Origin of the sequence: Nocardia farcinica, from assembly GCF_001182745.1 — a bacterium.
Lineage (GTDB): Bacteria > Actinomycetota > Actinomycetes > Mycobacteriales > Mycobacteriaceae > Nocardia > Nocardia farcinica.
On the sequence record NZ_LN868938.1, the window covers coordinates 1,447,789 to 1,464,849 of the forward strand.

Genomic DNA, 17,061 nt, shown 5'->3' on the forward strand with positions numbered 1-17,061 from the left:
CGTGGATACCGCAACGTTGTCGCTGTTGCCCGCGCTGCCGCTGGCGGGCGCGGTCGTGCTGCTGCTGATCGGTCGCCGCGGTGACCGCTGGGGTCACCTGCTCGGCACCGCCACCGCGCTGGCGTCGTTCGTCGTCGCGGTGGTCGCGTTCGTGGCGATGCTGGGCCGCGCCGAACCCGCCCGCGCGATCCACACCGACCTGTTCTCCTGGGTGCCGGTGGCCGGCCTGCAGGTGGATTTCGGGCTGTCGCTGGATCAGCTGTCGATGTGCTTCGTGCTGCTGATCACCGGGGTCGGCACGCTCATCCACGTGTACTCGATCGGCTACATGAACGCCGATCCCGGCCGCAGGCGGTTCTTCGCCTACCTGAATCTGTTCCTGGCCGCGATGCTGATCCTGGTGCTGGCGAACAACTACCTGGTGCTGTACCTGGGCTGGGAGGGCGTCGGCCTGGCCTCCTACCTGCTGATCGGCTTCTGGTACCACAAGCCCTCGGCCGCCACCGCGGCGAAGAAGGCGTTCGTGGTCAACAGGGTCGGTGACATGGGATTGGCGCTGGCGATGATGGCCATGTTCGCCACCTTCGGCTCGGTCGGCTTCGACACCGTGTTCGCCGCGGCGCCCGGTGCGAGCGAGGCGACACTGACCGCCATCGGCCTGCTGCTGTTGCTGGCCGCCTGCGGCAAGTCCGCGCAGGTGCCGCTGCAGTCCTGGCTCGGCGACGCCATGGAGGGCCCCACCCCGGTCTCGGCGCTCATCCACGCCGCCACCATGGTCACCGCCGGTGTGTATCTCATCGCCCGGTCCAACGCCATCTTCGACCTCGCGCCCGGCGCACAACTCGGCGTGGTGCTCGTCGGTGCGGTGACACTGCTGTTCGGCGCGATCATCGGCTGCGCCAAGGACGACATCAAGAAGGCGCTCGCCGCCTCCACCATGAGCCAGATCGGCTACATGGTCCTGGCCGCCGGACTCGGCCCGGCGGGCTACGCCTTCGCCATCATGCACCTGCTCACGCACGGCTTCTTCAAAGCCGGGCTGTTCCTGGGCGCGGGCTCGGTGATGCACGCGATGAACGACGAGACCGACATGCGCCGCTACGGCGGGCTGCGCACCCTGCTGCCGATCACCTATGTCACGTTCGGGCTCGGCTATCTCGCGATCATCGGGGTGCCGCCGTTCGCGGGATTCTTCTCCAAGGACAAGATCATCGAGGTGGCCTTCGGCGACGGCGGCGCGGGCGGATACGCCCTCGGCACGGCCGCGCTGCTGGGCGCCGGGCTCACCGCCTTCTACATGACCCGGGTCATGCTGATGACGTTCTTCGGTGAACGCCGGTGGGCGCCGGACACCCATCCACACGAGGCGCCCGCGGTGATGACCGGCCCGATGATCCTGCTCGCGATCGGCTCGGTCGCCTCGGGTCTGCTGTTCGTGCTCGGCAACGGGCTGCAGAACTGGCTGGAGCCGGTCGTCGGCGCACACCACGCCGAGCACGCGGTGCCGCCGATCGTGGTGACCGTGCTCGCGCTCGCGGTCGTGGCAGTCGGCGCGGGCATCGCCTACCAGCGCTACGCCCGGGCCGAGATCCCGCGCACCGCACCGGAAGCCGTCGGCCCGCTCACCGTGGCCGCGCGCAACGATCTCTACGGTGACGCGGTCAACGAGGGCCTGCTCATGCGACCGGGCCTGCACCTGACCCGCTCGCTGGTGTTCCTCGACAACCGCGGCATCGACGGCCTGGTCAACGGCACCGCCGCGCTGATCGGCGGGCTGTCCGCGCGGGCCCGCCGCATCCAGACCGGCTTCGTGCGGTCGTATGCCCTGTCCATGTTCACCGGCGCGGCCCTGGTGGCCGCCGCCCTGGTGGCGGTGCGCATCCTGTGAGCGAGGCGGTCGTGAGCGATTTCCCGTGGTTGACCATCCTGTGGCTGCTGCCGGTGGCGGGCGCGCTGGCGGTGCTGGCCGTGCCCGCCGAACGCCGCACCCTCGCCCGCGGTCTGGCGCTGGTGGTGTCGGTGGGTGTGCTCGGCGTGGCCGCCGGTCTGGCGGTCGCCTTCGAACCCGGGGGCGCCCAGTACCAGTTCGTCGAGTCCCGGCAGTGGATCCCGGCGTTCGGCGCGGGCTACACGCTGGGGCTGGACGGGATCGCGCTGGTGCTGGTGGTGCTGACGGCCGCGCTGGTGCCGCTGTTGATCCTGGCCGGCTGGCACGACAACCGCGAGGTCGGCAGCGGCCGCCGGGTCGCGCACACCTACGTCGCGTTGACCCTGCTGGTCGAGGCGATGGTGCTGATGTCCTTCCTGGCCCTGGACATCCTGCTGTTCTACGTGTTCTTCGAGGCCATGCTCATCCCGATGTACTTCCTGATCGGCGGATTCGGCCCGCGCACCGGCGATCTCGCCGCGCGCGCCACCCGATCCCGGGCGGCGGTGAAGTTCCTGCTCTACAACCTGCTCGGCGGACTGATCATGCTGGCCGCGGTGATCGGGCTGTACGTGCTCACCGCGCGGGCGGGCCTCGGCCCCGACGGCGGCGGCACCTTCGATCTGCGCACCGTGGTCGCGGCCGCGAATTCCGGTGCCCTCGGCGCGGGTCCGGCGGTGCTGAACGCGCTGTTCCTCGGTTTCATGTTCGCCTTCGCGGTGAAGGCGCCGCTGTGGCCGCTGCACACCTGGCTGCCGGACGCGGCGGTGGCGGCGACGCCGTCGAGCGCGGTGCTGATGATGGCGGTGGTGGACAAGGTCGGCACCTTCGGCATGCTGCGGTTCTGCCTGACACTGTTCCCCGGCGCGTCGCAGACCTATGCGCCGCTGGTGATCACGCTCGCGGTGATCGGGATCCTCTACGGCGCACTGCTGGCCATCGGCCAGACCGACGTGATGCGCCTGATCGCCTACACCTCGATCTCGCACTTCGGTTTCATCATCCTGGGCATCTTCGCGATGACCAGCCAATCGCAGTCCGGCGCCACGCTCTACATGGTCAATCACGGCATCTCCACCGCCGCGCTGTTCCTGATCGCCGGGTTCCTGGTCTCGCGGCGCGGCACCCGGCTCATCGCCGACTACGGCGGGGTGCAGAAGGTGGCGCCGGTGCTGGCGGGCACGTTCTTCGTGGCGGGCCTGGCGACGTTGTCGCTGCCGGGTCTGGCGCCGTTCGTCAGCGAATTCCTGGTGCTGGTCGGCACGTTCAGCCGGTATCAGGTGGCGGCGGTCTTCGCGACCGGCGCGCTGGTGCTGGCCGCGATCTATGTGCTGTGGCTGTATCAGCGGATGATGACCGGGCCGGTGAAGGCCGGCAACGAGAAACTGCCCGACCTGGTGCCGCGGGAGCTGCTGGTGGTCGCGCCGCTGATCGCCGGGCTCGTGTTCCTCGGCGTGTACCCGAAGGCGGTGCTCGATGTCGTCGATCCCGCGGTCGGCCAGACCCTCACCACCATCGGCCGCCAGGATCCGGCGCCGACGGTGCCCGCGCCCGCCGCCGCGGACCTCCAGGAAGGTGGACACCCGTGACCGCCCAGCCGCTTCCGCTCGCCGCGACGGTGCCCGCCCCGAGCATCGAATACGGCGTGCTCGCACCGATGCTGATCGTGTTCGGCGCCGCCGTGGCCGGTGTGCTGGTCGAGGCGTTCGTGCCGCGCCGGTTCCGCTACGGCACCCAGCTGGTGTTGGCGCTCGGCGGTTCGGCGGCCGGGTTCGTCGCGGTGCTGGCCGTGTGGGGCGCCGAGCAGACGGCGGTGGTCGGCGCGGTCGCCGTCGACGGGGTGACGCTGTTCCTGCAGGGCACGCTGCTGGTGGTGGCGGCGCTCGGCGTGCTGTTGATGGCCGAGCGGCGCGGGACGCGCAGCCGGGTGCGGTCGGGTCCTGGCACGTGGAGCCGGGCCGCCGCGACCCTGGATCGTGGCCTGGACGCGTTCACCCCGCAGGCGGCGGCGGTGCCCGGCAGCGCCGACGAACAGGCCGCCGCGCGCGCGGGTGCGGTGACCACCGAGGTGTTCCCGCTGACCATGCTGGCGGTCGGCGGCATGATGCTGCTGCCCGCGTCCAACGATCTGCTCACCATGTTCGTCGCGCTCGAGGTGCTGTCGCTGCCGCTGTACCTGCTGTGCGGGCTGGCGCGGCATCGGCGGCTGCTCTCCCAGGAAGCGGCGCTGAAGTACTTCCTGCTCGGCGCGTTCTCCTCGGCGTTCTTCCTCTACGGCGTCGCCCTGCTGTACGGGCAGACGGGCACGGTGCGTCTCGGCGGCATCGCCGACGCCTTGGCCGCCCAGCCGCAGGACGATCCGCTGCTGGCGTTGCTGGGGTTGGCGATGCTGGCGGTGGGGTTGCTGTTCAAGGTGGGCGCGGTGCCGTTCCAGGCGTGGGTACCCGACGTCTATCAGGGTGCGCCGACGCCGGTCACGGCGTTCATGGCGGCCGCGACCAAGATCGCGGCGGTCGGTGCGCTGTTGCGCGTGCTGTATGTCGGGGTGCCCGGCCTGGTGGACGACTGGCGGCCGGTGCTGGCGACGGTCGCGATCGCGACGATGGTCGTCGGCGCGGTGCTGGCGGTCACCCAGACCGATGTGAAGCGGATGCTCGCTTACTCCTCGATCACCCACGCGGGCTTCCTGCTCACCGGGCTGCTCGCCGCCGACGACGCCGGAATCCACGCGGTGCTGTTCTATCTCGCCGCCTACGCGCTGGGCACGCTGGGCGCGTTCGCGGTGGTCACCCTGGTGCGCGACGGCGACGAGGAGGCGACCGGGCTGGCGCAGTGGGCCGGGCTGGGCCGCCGGTCCCCCTGGGCGGCCACAGTGTTCGCGCTGTTCCTGCTCTCGTTCGCGGGCATCCCGCTCACCAGCGGGTTCGTCGCGAAGTTCGCGGTGTTCGAAGCCGCCGCCGGTGGCTACGGCGCGGCGGTGGTCGTGGTCGGCGTGCTGACCAGCGCGGTGGCGGCGTTCTTCTACGTGCGGGTGATCGTGATGATGTTCTTCACCGACCAGCCCGCCGACGCCCCCGCTGTCCTGCCCCTCGCGCTGACGCGGGCGGTCATCACGGTGACGGCGGCGGCCACGCTGGTGCTGGGCATGTTGCCCCAGCCGCTGCTCGACCTCGCCGAGCACGCGGCCACCTTGGTGCGCTGAGCACGCCACCGCAGCTGCGCGGTACGCGCCACCTCCGACCGTCAGCGCCGGGCTGCCGAGTCGGTGAGAAAGGCCGCGAATCCGGCCGGATCGTCGACGAACCCGGTGTGATCGCCGGGAAAGACCACCGGCTCGCCGCCCAGCCGGGCGGCGAGCGCACGGGAGGTGCGGTCGCAGAGTTGCCCGGCGGAATCCGCGCCGACGCCGACGACGACCTTCGCGCCCTGAGCGGTGAGTGCGGCGATGTCGGGCTGCCAGGTCACGGTGCCGAGCAGTTCGTGCTCGAACCAGTACCGCTCGGTGGCGGCCTGTTCCGGGTCGCGCGCGCCGCCGAACATCTGCTCGAGCGCCTCGTCGGGGATCGGGATGTTCGCCTGGGCGAAGAACATCCGCCAGGCGCCGACCACGTCCCCGGACAGATAGGTGGCGATCATGGCGTGGGTGCCCGCCCGCAACGCCTCGCGGTCGTCGAGCAGTTCGATGAGCGGCGGTTCGTGCGCGATCACGGTGGCGACCAGGTCGGGGCGCCGCTGGACGAGCGCCAGCGCGCTCACCGCGCCACCGCTGGAACCGAACACCGTGGCCGGTCCGGCGCCGAGATGTTCGATGAGCCGGGCCAAGTCGTCGCCGCGCAGGGCCGGGGTGGAATCGGCGGCCGGGTGGTCGAGCGTACTGCCGCGATGCCCGCGCGGATCGGTGGTGAGCACGGTGTGGGTGGCGGCGAGCTGCTCGGCCACCGCCGCGAAATCCGCCGCCGCCATCGGCGCACCCGCCAGCACGAGGAGCGGGCCCGCGCCGCGCACCTCGTAGTACAGGCGTGCGCCGGGCACGGCGAGTTCACCGGTGCGGGGTTCGCTGATTCGACTGGATGTGGTCATGGGGTCTCCCGGATTGTCGAGGCTTCACCGGAGTCGACGGGGCGGGAGTACCGGATTCATCGGTCGTCAGTCTTCGAGGACGCGTTCGAAGGTGACGCGAACGGTGTTCGGCCCGTCGTAGCCGGGGTAGGCCGCCGTGCTCACCGTGAACCCCATGCGGGCGTGGAAGGCCTGGGACGCGGTGTTGGTGTCGGAGGTGATCGCGCGGACGATCCGCCGGCCCCGGGCGCGAACCAGCGCGAAGAAGCGCTCGTAGAGCGCCCGCCCGAGGCCGTGCCCGTGCAGGTCGGGTGCGACGCCGACGAAGTGGATGTAGGCCTCGTCCGGCCGGGACTGCGAGAGGAACCCGATCAGGAACCCCACCAACTGTCCGTCGCGCTCCACCACCGTGCTGGTGTCGGTGAAGTGCTGGAAGAACAACCGCGGCAAGAGCCCGGCCCGCTGCCGCGACCCCTCCGCCCCGCCCAACCCACCCCACCACTCGTCGAGCACGGCCAACACCCGGGCGTGATCCTCCTCGGTCGGTTCCCGGTACACCAGATCGGTCGACACATCACCTGCTGCATCATTATTTGCCACAATGCATATTCTTGCGCGCCGCGAGCGAGGCGCGTCAATCCGAATCCGGTCCCGAGTGGTTCTTCGGTGGTAGCCAGGTGTTGCCCGGGACCGTCCAGCCGTGGGCTTTGATCATGCGGCGGGCGGCGCGGGCGTGGCGGCCGAGCAGGCGCTCCAGGTAGAGCCGGCCGGCGAGGTGGTCGGTTTCGTGTTGCAGGCAACGGGCCAGGTAGCCGGTGCCCTCGACGGTGATGGGTGCGCCGGTGGCGTCGAGGCCGGTGACCCTGGCCCGGTCGGCGCGGCCGGTCGGGTACCACTCCCCCGGCACCGACAGGCAGCCTTCGAGGTCGCCGTCGGGGTCGGGCATCGTTTCCGGTAGTGCGGAGGTTTCCGCGACCGGGTTGACCACGACTCCGCGATACCGGTGTCCGTGGTCGACCAGGTCGTAGACGAACACCGCGCGCGGGTCGCCGATCTGGTTGGCCGCCAGGCCCGCGCCCTCGGCCGCGGCCAGGGTGTCGAAGAGGTCGTCGACCAGGGCGGCGAGTTCGTCGTCGAACACGGTGACGGGTTGGGCAGGGGTGGTCAGGCGCGGGTCGCCCGCGATGAGGATGGGTCGTATCGCCATGCCGCCGAGGGTACTCAAAACCGAGTAGTCGTGTCAGACTAGGAGCATGAACGAGACGCGGTTGTTCGTGCTGGCGGCGCTGGCCAAGCGCGGACCGATGCACGGGCACCAGCTGCGGCGCGACGCGCGGTTGGATCGCGCGGATCTGTGGTCGCGCGTGCGGCCCGGCTCGCTGTACAGCGCACTGCACCGGATGGCCGACGAAGGCCTGATCCGCCCGTTGCGCACCGAGCAGTCCGGTGCCCTGCCCGCTCGCACCGTGTACGAGATCACCGGCGAGGGGCACCGAGAGCTGCGCGCCCTGCGCGACGAGGCGTTCAGCGAGGTCGACATCCGCCCGGATCCCGTCGATCTGGCGTTGGCGGTGAGCGAGGATCTGGACGGGGAGCTGCTGCGCGGCTACGTCGAAGACCGCCTGGCAGCCCTGCGCGCCCGCCGATCCACCCTCGAGCACCAGCTCGACCGCCGCTGGCCCGACCAGACCGCGGCCGACGATCTCGTGGTCGAGCACGCCACGCTGCGCATCCAGGCCGAGATCGACTGGCACGAAAAGGTTCTCGCCCACATCGACAAACTCGACACCGCAGCGGCGGCCGACCGACAGCCCTAGGGCGCGGGGATCAAATCCGATCTGATTCAGATGGCCGATGAGCGGAGCGTCGCAAGTCGCACCGTCGGTGACGGAGCGTAACCTCGGTCCGGTGGCAGTGAGCAAGGCACGACGCCCCCGGGTCGTGATGATGTGCGGGCCGGCTGGTGCCGGCAAGACCACCTATGCCAAGCGCCTGGAGCGCGACGGTTGGACGCGTTTGTCGTTCGAGGTGGAGTTCTGGGATCGCGGAATCACGACGATGCCCTCCGCCGAAGTGGTGGCCGACGTGGCAGCAGACCTGAAGGCGCGGTTGCTGCGTCACGTCGCGGCGGGGGATGATGTCGTGCTCGACTTCGGATTCTGGTTCCGGCGTCAACGCGACGAGTTCCGCGCGCTGCTCGCGCCCCAGGGCATCGTGCCGCAGACTGTTTACCTCGCGACAAGTCTCGAGACCATCCTGAGCCGAGTCGGTGATCGGCACGGCAGGCAGGCCGACGATTGGCCGCTCACCGAGCAGACGGCGACGGAGTACTTCGAGCGGTTCGAGCCGCCGACGCCCGATGAGGGGCCACTCGAGGTGGTCGGCCAGGCCATGTGATTCACGTCGGTTTCGATCCAGATCAGCGTGGCGAGGAGGGTGATCGCGGCGCTGTGGGCGCGGGCGGTCATGTCCGAGCGCATCGCGATGGCTCTCCATTGCTCGGGCTTGTCGAAGCACCGTTGGACGCCGGTGCGTCCCTGATCGAGTTCGCCGACCACGAGCCCGGACGTCTTGATCAACGCTCCCCGGTCCGGGCGGTGGGCGATGTCCTCACCCCGTGAACGTCGGCGTTCCGGCGAGGTAGGTGGCGTGCACCTCGATCGCGGGGAGCTCCGCGGGATCGACGTCGTACGGGTCTCGGTCGAGGACGACGAGGTCGGCGTATTTGCCCGGGGTGAGCGATCCGGTGATGTCGTCGGCGAACAGTTGGTAGGCGGCGTCGAGGGTCTGTGCGCGCAGGGCCTGGTCGAGGGTGATGCGCTCCTGCGGGGCGAGCACGCGTCCGGTGCGGGTGGTGCGGGTGACGGCGGCGGCGATGTTGCGCAGCGGCTCTTCCTCGGTCACCGGGCTGTCGTTGTGGAAGGAGATCCGTACGCCCGCGTCGAGCGCGGAGCGAGCGCGTGTCCAGTGCGCGCCGTGGTCGGGCCCGAACAGGTCGTCGACGAGCACGTCGCCCCAGTGATAGATGTGGTCGATGAACAGGCTGCAGGTGACGCCGAGGCGGGCGGCGCGCCGGAATTGCTCGGCGGTCATGGCGCCGCAGTGTTCCAGGCGCAGCCGGTGGTCGGGGCGTGGGTGGGCGGCCAGCGCCCGTTCGTAGACGTCGAGGATGGTGTCGACGCCGTGGTCGCCGTGAATGTGGCAGGCCATCTGCCAACCGTGCGGATGATAGGCGGCCATGATCGAATCCAGTTGGGCCGCGGTGTAGTTGGCGTGTCCGCGGTGGTCGTGGGCGAGGCCGAGCGCGGCGGTGGCGGCGGTGTTCAGGTAGGGGAAGGAGATGTCGATGTTGCCGATCCAGGGTGAGCCGTCCAGCCACAGTTTGATGCCGATCTGGCGGAACATGTCGTCGCCGTTGTCGAGCGGGCAGCTCGCCCGGCCGTCGGCGGTGGACATTTCGTAGACCCGCATCCGCACCTTCGCCAGATCCCGCCGGTACAGCTCGTCGGTCAGTGGGCGCAGCCGGTCGGAGAAGGCCATGTCGCTGCACAGCGTGACTCCGCGCCGGGCCAGTTCGGCGTGCTGGCGGGCCAGCAGGCCGGGGCCGGTGAGTTCCCCGGCGAGGATCGGGGCGACCACGGCGAGTACGGCGGGCGCTTCGTAGACGCGGCCGGTCGGTTCCCCGGTGGCGTCGCGTTCGAAGCTGCCGCCGACCGGGTCGGGGGTGGCGGCGTGCACGCCCGCCTGCGCGAGGGCGGCGCTGTTGGCGTAGGCGAGGTGTCCGGAGTTCTGCCAGATCACGATCGGGCGGGCCGGGCCGAGGTCGTCCAGCCACCGCCGGGTGGGTTCGGGGAACCCCTTCTGCAACAGGATGTCGAGGCCGTAGAAGATCAGCGGAGCGTCCGCGGGGGCCACGGCGAGGGCCCGCTCGATCGTGCGGTGTACGTCCTCGGCGCTGGGGCAGGTGGTGACCGGGCGGATGTCGACGACGGCGTCGGAGTACATCATCTGGTCCTGGGTGGGGTGGGTGTGTGCCTCGACGAATCCCGGCAGCAGACAGCGCCCACCCAGGTCGATCATCTCGGTGCTCGCCCCGCGCAGCTCCAGGACCTCCTCGGCGCCCACGGCGGTGATCCGGCCGCCGGTGACCGCGACCGCGCTCGCGCGCGGCCGGTCGGGGTCCATGGTGTGGACGGGTCCTCCGGTGACGATCAGATCGGCCGTGCTCATCGCACACCTCCGCGGACGGGAGAACAGCGGGCGGAACAGCTCGAACCACCGAACGATAACAGCCGCCCGCGCCGCCCGGGCCGACATCGCCGCCGGCCGAGCAGCCCACGCCGCCGGATGTCAGGTCGACGGCGCGCCTGTCTCGGGCACCAGCCCCGCCGCGCGGATCCCGGCGATCGCGGCCAGCTCGTCCTCCGCCGAGGTGGCGGCGCCGGTGACGCCGACCGCGCCGAGCAGCGTCCCGGATTCGGCGCGGACGAACACCCCGCCGGGCACGTCGAGGATGCGGCCCTGGGCGAGCACGGCGACCGAGGTGAAGAAGGCCGGTGCGGCGGCGGCGCGGCGGGCGATCTCCCGGTTGGGCACGCCGAGCCCGAGCACACCCCAGGCCTTGGCGGTCGCGATGTCCGGGCGCAGGATGCCCGAGCCGTCCTGGCGGTGCAGCACGACCGGGTGTCCGCCGGGGTCGAGCACAGCCACGGTGAGCGGGTCGTAGCCGTGTTCGACGCCGAAGGCCACGGCGTGCTCGGCGATGGTGACAGCGGCGGTCAGGCTGATCGATGTCATGGAATCCTCCTCGGGACAGGGTGTTTCGATGCCGGTGTGACCGGCGGGGCAGGGTCGGATCGGGTGGTCGGCACGGCGGCCAGCGCGGCCAGGACGAGGGCGCCGCCGAGGATCTGGGCCGGGCCGATCCGTTCACCCCCGACGACCGCGAACGCCGCGGCGACCACCGGCACCGCGAACATGAGCAGCATGGTGCGCGCCGAGCCGAGGGCGCGCACCCCGCGATACCAGGCGACGAGGCCGAAGACGGTGACCGCGAGCACCGAGAACGCCAGCGACACCCAGGTGAGCGCGGCCCACTCGGCGGCGCCGGGCCGGGCGCCGGGCAGCAGCGCGGCGCCCGCGAGCAGGACCGCGCCGCCGATCAGCGCCGCCCACGCCGTCACCCGGACCGGGCTGTAGCGGTCCAGCAACGGCCGGGTGACCACCGGATACAGTCCCCACAACACGCCCGCGGCGAGCGCGGCCAGATCTCCGGCGAGGCGGTGCACCGGCGGCGGCCCGTCCGGTCGGCCGGTCACCACCAGGATCACCCCCACCGTGGCGACCAGCGCGGCGACGACGACCGGGCCGGGCACCCGCTCCCCCGCCACCGCGGCGAACAGCGCTGCCCACAGCGGCGAGAGGGCGATGAGGATCGCGGCCTCGGTGACCGTGGTCCAGGCGACCGCCAGCGAGAACGTCAGCTGATAGGCCACGATGCCGATCGACGCCGAGACCGCGAGCCGCGGCCATACCGCCCGCGCCACCCACGGCGCGCCCTCGGTGAGCAGCACCACCGCGAACAGCAGCGGCGCCGCGGCGGCGAACCGGATCGCGTTGTAGCTCAATACATCCAGTTCCCGCAGGCCCCAGCCGGTGACGGTGTAGCTGGCGCCCCACACCAGCGCCGCCGCCGCGGGCAGCAGTGTCGCCGGCTCACGCCGCACGAGCCAGGCTCACGCGATCGAGCACCTGGGTGACCGCGTCGAGCGCCGACTGCAGTGCGCCCTGGATCCACGCGTGTGCCACCGAGAGGTGTTCGCCGGCGAAGAAGATCCGCGGCGCGGGCGCGGGATGGGCGGCGCCGATCCCGGCCAGGTACCGCGCGTGCTCGCCGGGCGCCAGATAGGCGAACGCGCCGCCGCCCAGACCGACCTGTTCGTCCCAGGTCCAGTGCACCACGTCGTCGACCGAGGCGACGATGCCCGGGTGCAGCTTGTCGAGCGCGGACAGCACGACGCGGGTGCGGTCGGCTTCGGGCAGCGCGGCGAAGCGGCGGGCGTTGTTCTCCCACAGGTAGGCGGCGGTGAGTACGGCCGGACGATGCGAGCGGTCGCGGTCGCGGGCGGTGAGGCGATCGGTGCCCGGCACCCGCACGGCGTTGTCGGCCGGATACCACACCTGCTGGATCGGCAGGTCGGTGAAGCTGCCGCCGCCGTAGATGCCGTCACGGTACTCCCAGGGCCGGTCCCGCAGGTGCAGCAGGGTTTTGGTGCTGCTGGCGTAGTTCATGCCGCGGATGGCCTGCCGCTGGCGGGCGGGCAGGCCGGGGGTGATCTCGATCTGGTCGAGGCCGGGCGCGGGCACGGCGCAGACGAGGTAGTCGAAGTCCTCCTCGACCGGTGCGCCGAGCTGCTCGCCGTGCACGCGCACACCGTCGCCGTCGACCCGCACGGCGGTGACGCGGGTCGCCAGCCGCAGGGTGCCGGGGCGCAGGGCCGCGACGAAGGCGCGCACCAGGGCGTCGGTGCCGTCGACGAGCTCGACCTGGTCGACGTTGAACAGCCCGAAGTAGTCGACGAGCACCTCGAGCAGGGAGGCGTGCTCGTAGTGCAGCAGCCCGCTGGCGTGCCCGACCAGATCCCACGCCTCGGCGGAGAGCCGCTCGCGCGCGAACTGCCACAGCGAGGTGCCCGCCAGCCGCTCGAGTTCCGGGTCGGCGACGTCGCCGGCGAGCAGCGCCTTGCGCCGGTGCTCGCCGAGCCCCTCCCACGCCGAACGCAGCAGGGTGTCCAGCAGTGTCAGCGGGTCGCCCTGCTCACCGGCGGCGAGCCGATAACCGTTCACCACCCGCGCCACGTCGGCGCGCCGCACGCGCGTGTCGCGCAGCAGATAGAGGGCGTCGGGGTTCGCGTTGACGAACGGCCTTGTGGGTAGCGCGAATTCGCGTATGTAGTGCAGGGTGCAGTGGTGGTTGCCCGGGATGCGCATGGCACCGAGTTCGCCGTGGGTGCCGTCCCAGAACCGCCAGGTGCGGATGCGGCCACCGGGCCGGGCGGTGCGTTCGAAGACGGTCACGGCCAGCCCGCGGCGCTGGAGTTCGTAGGCGGCGGCGAGCCCGCCCACACCGGCGCCGACGACAGCGACCCGCGCGGGCGCCGCCGGTGCCGGGGTGCGCAGTGGCGCGGGAAAGGCGAAGGACTCGTCGAACAGCGACTCGCCACGGATCGGGCGGTGCTGTGCGGTAGCAGACATCGGACATCAACTCCCCCAGTAGGATTCGAGCCGGACCGATCCGCCGCCGCGTCGCGGGCGGACCGCGGTTCGAGCCTGTCCGGTCCGGGCCCGCGGGGCGAGCATTGCGATCAGCTCGAGCGAAGATGCCCGATTCGCCCGTCGTCGCGCATCCTCCGATTCGCGGCCGTGTCACACTCGGGCGGCCCGCATCGTCTCCCTGCCGACAGACCAACACGAGTCGGAAGGACGGGGAGTCGAATGGACGTCGCGTATCACATCGTCACGGTGGCGGCTGCGCTGTGGATCGGGTTCTCGGGGTATTCGCTCTACAGCAAGCAGCCGTTCGTCGTGGAACCGCTCGAGCGGTACGGGGTTCCGCGGGCCTGGTGGAATTGGTTGGCGGCGGCGAAGTCGGCGGGCGCACTGGGCCTGCTCGCCGGGTTGGTGGTGCCCGCGGTCGGTGTCGCCGCGGCGATGGGGTTGATCGTCTACTTCCTGGGTGCCGTCGCCACCACGATCCACGCGAAATCGTATGGGACGACCGTGTTTCCGCTGCTGTACCTGGCGCCGGCGGCGGCGGCCCTGGCGCTGCAGCTGGCCCGGTGAGGGCTCAGTTGTAGGAGCGGGTGACGCCGTCGAGCAGGCTCTCGAGAGTGTCGTAGGTGGGGGTGTCGACGACGTCGATGAGCTCGGCGGGGACCGGGGCGCGGTGTTCGGCGGCGACGGCGGCGAACTGGGCGGCGTCACGGGTGCGGAAGCCGTGTTCGGCGGCCAGGCGCTGGAGTTCGGGGTCGGTGGTGAGCAGGCGGCCGAGCCGGTCGCCCGGTTCGTCGAAGGGCACGACGGTGTGGGTCGACAGCACGGTCGGTGAGGGGTAGGCCAGCACCATGCCGGGCTGGATGCGGCCCTGGGCCAGCGCTTCGACGTACTGGGCTTCGTAGATGAGCACCAGCGGCGCGGGGCCCATGCCCGCGGTCAGGTATTCCTGGAAGGGGCCGGCACTGGAGTTCTCGGCGTAGCCCTGGCCGGTGAACAGACGGGTCAGCTGCGGCAGCACCCGCTGCTCGGCGTCGGAGCCCTGGACGACGGCGTTGTCGTTGGCGACGAACGCCGCGATCGCCAGGAACATCGCCGCCGAGTTGGAGGTGCGGGGGTCGGTGGTGGAGACCAGGATGTTCTTGCGCACGGGGTAGACGGTGTTGCCGGGCAGGTGCGTCCACTCGGTATTGCGTTGGACCAGTTCGAGATAGCGTGCCATGTCGACGGTGGGCTCCGGGCCGGGACGGAGGACGCCCGCGCCGGTGAGCAGGTCGGCGATCGGGGCGAAGGTGGCGATCGCCATCGGGGAGGAGAACGGCGTGTACTTGGTCGCCACACCGCGGGCGCGCTGGATGCGTTCGGCGGCGGTGGCGCTGGAGGGGAAGGCGAAGCTGTAGCCGGACAGGTCCATGTCGGCGATCTGGCGGGACCCGGCGGGTTCGATCTCGGCGCGCAGGCCGTGCCGGGCCAGCGCGTCGATGACGCGCTGATCTTCGAAGAAGGACGCCTTCTCCGAGCCGACCGCGCCGCGCACCACGGTGAGGGCGGGTCCGCTGGCCGCGGCGGGCTCGGGCTCGGGCTGGCGGCCGAGCTGGGCGGCGACCACGACGGCCACCACGAGCAGCGCGCCGCCGGCCAGCGCCAGGGTGCGTCGGGACACGCGGCCCACGGTGGCGGCGTGCCGTGCCCCGCTCCCCCGGGACTCCGCATCCGCCGATATCGCTGGTGCGCGGTGGCCGGTGCGGTTGTGCGGCGTAGCGTGGTCCCGCCCAGCCGATTCCAGCCGGGTGCTCGGCTGCGCTGCCGCACCGGCGTCCGGTGCCGGAGAGGCGACCGGTGCCGGAGAGGCGACCGGTGCCGGAGAGGCGACCGGTGCCGGAGAGGCGACCGGTGCCGGAGAGGCGACCGGTGCCGGAGAGGTGGCCGGCGTCGGAGTGGCGACCGGGCCGGCCCTGGCGGTCCGGTCCAGTTCGCGCCGGGCGATGCGTTCGACGAGGATCGGCACGAACTCGCGGACCGGGTTGCCGGTGAACCGCTCCCGGGCGTGGTCGATGACGGTGCGCACCCGTTCGGGCGGATGGGTCTCGGTGTAGCTCTCGACCAGGCTGTCGGCCAATCGGCGCAGTGCCTGTTCTTCGCGGACGGTATCGACAGCCACCACACACTCCCTCGGACCACGTATCCACCGGCGCCGCGCGCCGCCACCACCTGAGTTGCGCGCCGAAACGATACCGGCAGCGCACGGGTCTCGGCAGCGGCCGCGGACCGGCGCCGAGGGGCCGCCTCGACCCGCAGCGAACACCTCCGCGCGGGTGTCCTGGCCGGTATCCGCGCAGGTCGGCGGGCATGCGGCGGCGGTCGCCTGGCTTCGGCGGCAACCGTGCCGCGCTGCCTGCTGTGCGGACGAGAGTTCACTCGGGCATCGGCCCCTCGATACCGGTTGTTCGCCGGTGCGACGCGCAGACCGACCGCGTTCGCCACGGGACCGTTCGCCACGGGACCGTTCGCCACGGGACCGTTCGCTGCGTGACCGTTCGCTGCGTGACCGTTCGCCACCGGACTGTCAGGTGCGGGACCGTCCGGTGTGTCTGCCGTCGCCGGACCGGCGCGCACCCGTGGCGGGCACGAGAGAACACCACCGCTCAGACGGCAGCGATGGTGACCGCCGCGGCGAGGAGTGCGATCGCCTGCAATCCGACCCGCACACCGATGATGCTGTCCCATCGTTGCTGCAGCGCACGGGCATTCGCCGGGATGATGCCCGACAGCGCGGCTGCCTTCTGGGCGATGTTGACCGGCTTGGCGATTCGCGCGTACAGCACGAGCCAGGCGATCAGGGCGATCACCGACACTCCGGCGGCGGCGGCCGCGACCGTGTGCCCACCGAGCGCGGCGGCCACGGCGGCGGCGAGCATGCTCACCAGTCCGGTGATGCCGACCGGCGGCATGCGCCGGTCGGCGTAGTAGTGCCCCCACCCGGCACTGAGGGTCATCGCGGTGTCGTCGAGATGGGTGTTGGCCGAACGCACGACGAGCGCGGCGGCCGCGTCGGTGCCGTAGACGACGGCGTTGGCCGCCAGCGCGAGCACGGCGAGGACCTGAACGACGGTGATCATGGGCGGACTCCTGAAAACTAGCGTTGCTATCTGATGTAGCGACACTAACGTTCTGGCGCTACGTTGTCTAGCGCTGCTAGGTTCGCGGTATGGGTATCCAGAGCAGGCGGGAGCGGGAGCGCGCCGAGCGGCACCGCCTCATCGTCGACACCGCGCGCGAGTTGGCCGAAACCGAGGGCTGGGACGCGGTCACCGTCCGCAAGCTCGCCGACCGCATCGAATACAGCCAGCCCGTGCTCTACAGCCACTTCGCGGGCAAGCGCGCCATCGTCACCGCGGTGGCCCTCGACGGCATCGCCGAACTCGCCGAGGCACTACACCGGGCCCGCACCTCCGCACCCGACGCCCCCGCGGCCCTGGCCGCCGTGGCCCGCGCCTACACCGACTTCGCCGCATCCCACCCGGCCCTCTACGACGCCATGTTCTCCCAGCCCACCGATCTCACCTTCGGCGAGGGTGCCCCCGAACCGTTGCGCGCGGCATTCGCCGAGCTGGTGGCCACCTTCGCTCCCTTCGCCGCCGCCACCGACGTGGAGACCCTCACCGAAACCGTCTGGAGCACCCTGCACGGCCTGGCGAGCCTGGAACGCGATGCCCGCCTGCGCCCGGGCCTGCGGGAACAACGCCTCGACATCCTCGAGCGCTGGCTGACGGGCGCCTGACGCTCGCTGCCGCGGGCGATGT

At 71.4% G+C, this 17,061-nt stretch carries 16 protein-coding genes; 7 read left to right on the plus strand and 9 right to left on the minus strand.

Annotated features, from left to right (window positions below; translation table 11 throughout):
- Window position 1: 1 nt before the first annotated feature.
- The 3 genes from nuoL (at window position 2) to nuoN (ending at window position 5,129) form a co-directional block, all read left to right on the plus strand.
- Entirely contained in the window at window positions 2-1,888 is a 1,887-nt protein-coding gene (nuoL, locus tag AMO33_RS07035; protein WP_011209189.1) for an NADH-quinone oxidoreductase subunit L, read from the plus strand.
- 11 nt (window positions 1,889-1,899) lie between these two features.
- The gene (locus tag AMO33_RS07040; protein ID WP_060593342.1) at window positions 1,900-3,516 is read left to right on the plus strand and encodes an NADH-quinone oxidoreductase subunit M; all 1,617 of its coding nucleotides are present in this window, start codon (window positions 1,900-1,902) and stop codon (window positions 3,514-3,516) included.
- A gap of 68 nt (window positions 3,517-3,584) precedes the next feature.
- The gene (gene nuoN, locus AMO33_RS07045; protein WP_240327583.1) at window positions 3,585-5,129 is read left to right on the plus strand and encodes an NADH-quinone oxidoreductase subunit NuoN; all 1,545 of its coding nucleotides are present in this window, start codon (window positions 3,585-3,587) and stop codon (window positions 5,127-5,129) included.
- Window positions 5,130-5,170: 41 nt separating this feature from the next.
- On the opposite strand, the gene AMO33_RS07050 is transcribed toward nuoN, so the two are convergent.
- The 3 genes from AMO33_RS07050 to AMO33_RS07060 form a co-directional block, all read right to left on the minus strand.
- Window positions 5,171-6,007, minus strand: a complete 837-nt coding sequence (locus AMO33_RS07050; RefSeq protein ID WP_060591415.1) for an alpha/beta fold hydrolase — start codon at window positions 6,005-6,007, stop codon at window positions 5,171-5,173.
- Window positions 6,008-6,073: 66 nt separating this feature from the next.
- Window positions 6,074-6,559 carry a GNAT family N-acetyltransferase gene (locus tag AMO33_RS07055; protein ID WP_076573455.1) on the minus strand — a complete coding sequence of 162 codons (486 nt, stop codon included), beginning with the start codon at window positions 6,557-6,559 and terminating at the stop codon, window positions 6,074-6,076.
- Window positions 6,560-6,620: 61 nt separating this feature from the next.
- Window positions 6,621-7,193: a peptide deformylase gene (locus AMO33_RS07060; RefSeq protein ID WP_060591417.1), complete on the minus strand. Its 573-nt coding sequence runs from the start codon at window positions 7,191-7,193 to the stop codon at window positions 6,621-6,623.
- Between the two features lie 46 nt (window positions 7,194-7,239).
- On the opposite strand from AMO33_RS07060, the gene AMO33_RS07065 reads away from it, so the two are divergent.
- Both AMO33_RS07065 and AMO33_RS07070 read left to right on the plus strand, forming a co-directional pair.
- On the plus strand, window positions 7,240-7,803 hold the full coding sequence (locus tag AMO33_RS07065) for a PadR family transcriptional regulator (RefSeq protein ID WP_060591420.1): 564 nt from the start codon (window positions 7,240-7,242) through the stop codon (window positions 7,801-7,803).
- Window positions 7,804-7,894: 91 nt separating this feature from the next.
- Entirely contained in the window at window positions 7,895-8,383 is a 489-nt protein-coding gene (locus AMO33_RS07070; protein WP_240327444.1) for an AAA family ATPase, read from the plus strand.
- A 213-nt stretch (window positions 8,384-8,596) separates the two neighbouring features.
- Here AMO33_RS07070 and AMO33_RS07075 read toward each other — a convergent pair whose 3' ends face one another.
- The 4 genes from AMO33_RS07075 to AMO33_RS07090 form a co-directional block, all read right to left on the minus strand.
- A complete protein-coding gene (locus AMO33_RS07075) occupies window positions 8,597-10,216 on the minus strand; it encodes an amidohydrolase (RefSeq protein ID WP_060591423.1) in 1,620 nt (539 codons plus the stop codon).
- A 120-nt stretch (window positions 10,217-10,336) separates the two neighbouring features.
- The gene (locus AMO33_RS07080; protein ID WP_011209177.1) at window positions 10,337-10,783 is read right to left on the minus strand and encodes a GlcG/HbpS family heme-binding protein; all 447 of its coding nucleotides are present in this window, start codon (window positions 10,781-10,783) and stop codon (window positions 10,337-10,339) included.
- Window positions 10,780-11,712, minus strand: coding sequence for a DMT family transporter (locus AMO33_RS07085; protein WP_060591426.1), 933 nt, complete (start codon window positions 11,710-11,712; stop codon window positions 10,780-10,782). The genes AMO33_RS07080 and AMO33_RS07085 overlap by 4 nt, the downstream gene beginning before the upstream one ends.
- Complete coding sequence (locus AMO33_RS07090) at window positions 11,702-13,240, minus strand: flavin monoamine oxidase family protein (protein ID WP_060591428.1); 1,539 nt, start codon at window positions 13,238-13,240, stop codon at window positions 11,702-11,704. The genes AMO33_RS07085 and AMO33_RS07090 overlap by 11 nt, the downstream gene beginning before the upstream one ends.
- A 240-nt stretch (window positions 13,241-13,480) precedes the next feature.
- Between AMO33_RS07090 and AMO33_RS07095 the strand changes: the two genes are divergently transcribed.
- Window positions 13,481-13,828, plus strand: coding sequence for a DoxX family protein (locus AMO33_RS07095; RefSeq protein WP_060591431.1), 348 nt, complete (start codon window positions 13,481-13,483; stop codon window positions 13,826-13,828).
- A 4-nt stretch (window positions 13,829-13,832) separates the two neighbouring features.
- Here the strand turns inward: AMO33_RS07095 and AMO33_RS07100 are convergent, their stop codons facing one another.
- Both AMO33_RS07100 and AMO33_RS07105 read right to left on the minus strand, forming a co-directional pair.
- A complete protein-coding gene (locus tag AMO33_RS07100; protein WP_197657736.1) occupies window positions 13,833-15,419 on the minus strand; it encodes a three-helix bundle dimerization domain-containing protein in 1,587 nt (528 codons plus the stop codon).
- 484 nt (window positions 15,420-15,903) lie between these two features.
- Window positions 15,904-16,377: a hypothetical protein gene (locus AMO33_RS07105; RefSeq protein ID WP_011209171.1), complete on the minus strand. Its 474-nt coding sequence runs from the start codon at window positions 16,375-16,377 to the stop codon at window positions 15,904-15,906.
- 89 nt (window positions 16,378-16,466) lie between these two features.
- Between AMO33_RS07105 and AMO33_RS07110 the strand changes: the two genes are divergently transcribed.
- Window positions 16,467-17,039 (plus strand): TetR/AcrR family transcriptional regulator, encoded by a 573-nt coding sequence (locus tag AMO33_RS07110; RefSeq protein WP_060591434.1) that lies wholly within the window; start codon window positions 16,467-16,469, stop codon window positions 17,037-17,039.
- Window positions 17,040-17,061: the final 22 nt, after the last annotated feature.

Excerpts from the sequence above, each read along its gene's own strand:
- nuoN (WP_240327583.1), top strand. The coding sequence starts at position 3,585 with ATGCTGATCGTGTTCGGCGCCGCCGTGGCCGGTGTGCTGGTCGAGGCG.
- AMO33_RS07050 (WP_060591415.1), bottom strand. The coding sequence starts at position 6,007 with ATGACCACATCCAGTCGAATCAGCGAACCCCGCACCGGTGAACTCGCC.
- AMO33_RS07060 (WP_060591417.1), bottom strand. The coding sequence starts at position 7,193 with ATGGCGATACGACCCATCCTCATCGCGGGCGACCCGCGCCTGACCACC.
- AMO33_RS07065 (WP_060591420.1), top strand. The coding sequence starts at position 7,240 with ATGAACGAGACGCGGTTGTTCGTGCTGGCGGCGCTGGCCAAGCGCGGA.
- AMO33_RS07075 (WP_060591423.1), bottom strand. The coding sequence starts at position 10,216 with ATGAGCACGGCCGATCTGATCGTCACCGGAGGACCCGTCCACACCATG.
- AMO33_RS07080 (WP_011209177.1), bottom strand. The coding sequence starts at position 10,783 with ATGACATCGATCAGCCTGACCGCCGCTGTCACCATCGCCGAGCACGCC.
- AMO33_RS07090 (WP_060591428.1), bottom strand. The coding sequence starts at position 13,240 with ATGTCTGCTACCGCACAGCACCGCCCGATCCGTGGCGAGTCGCTGTTC.
- AMO33_RS07095 (WP_060591431.1), top strand. The coding sequence starts at position 13,481 with ATGGACGTCGCGTATCACATCGTCACGGTGGCGGCTGCGCTGTGGATC.
- AMO33_RS07105 (WP_011209171.1), bottom strand. The coding sequence starts at position 16,377 with ATGATCACCGTCGTTCAGGTCCTCGCCGTGCTCGCGCTGGCGGCCAAC.
- AMO33_RS07110 (WP_060591434.1), top strand. The coding sequence starts at position 16,467 with ATGGGTATCCAGAGCAGGCGGGAGCGGGAGCGCGCCGAGCGGCACCGC.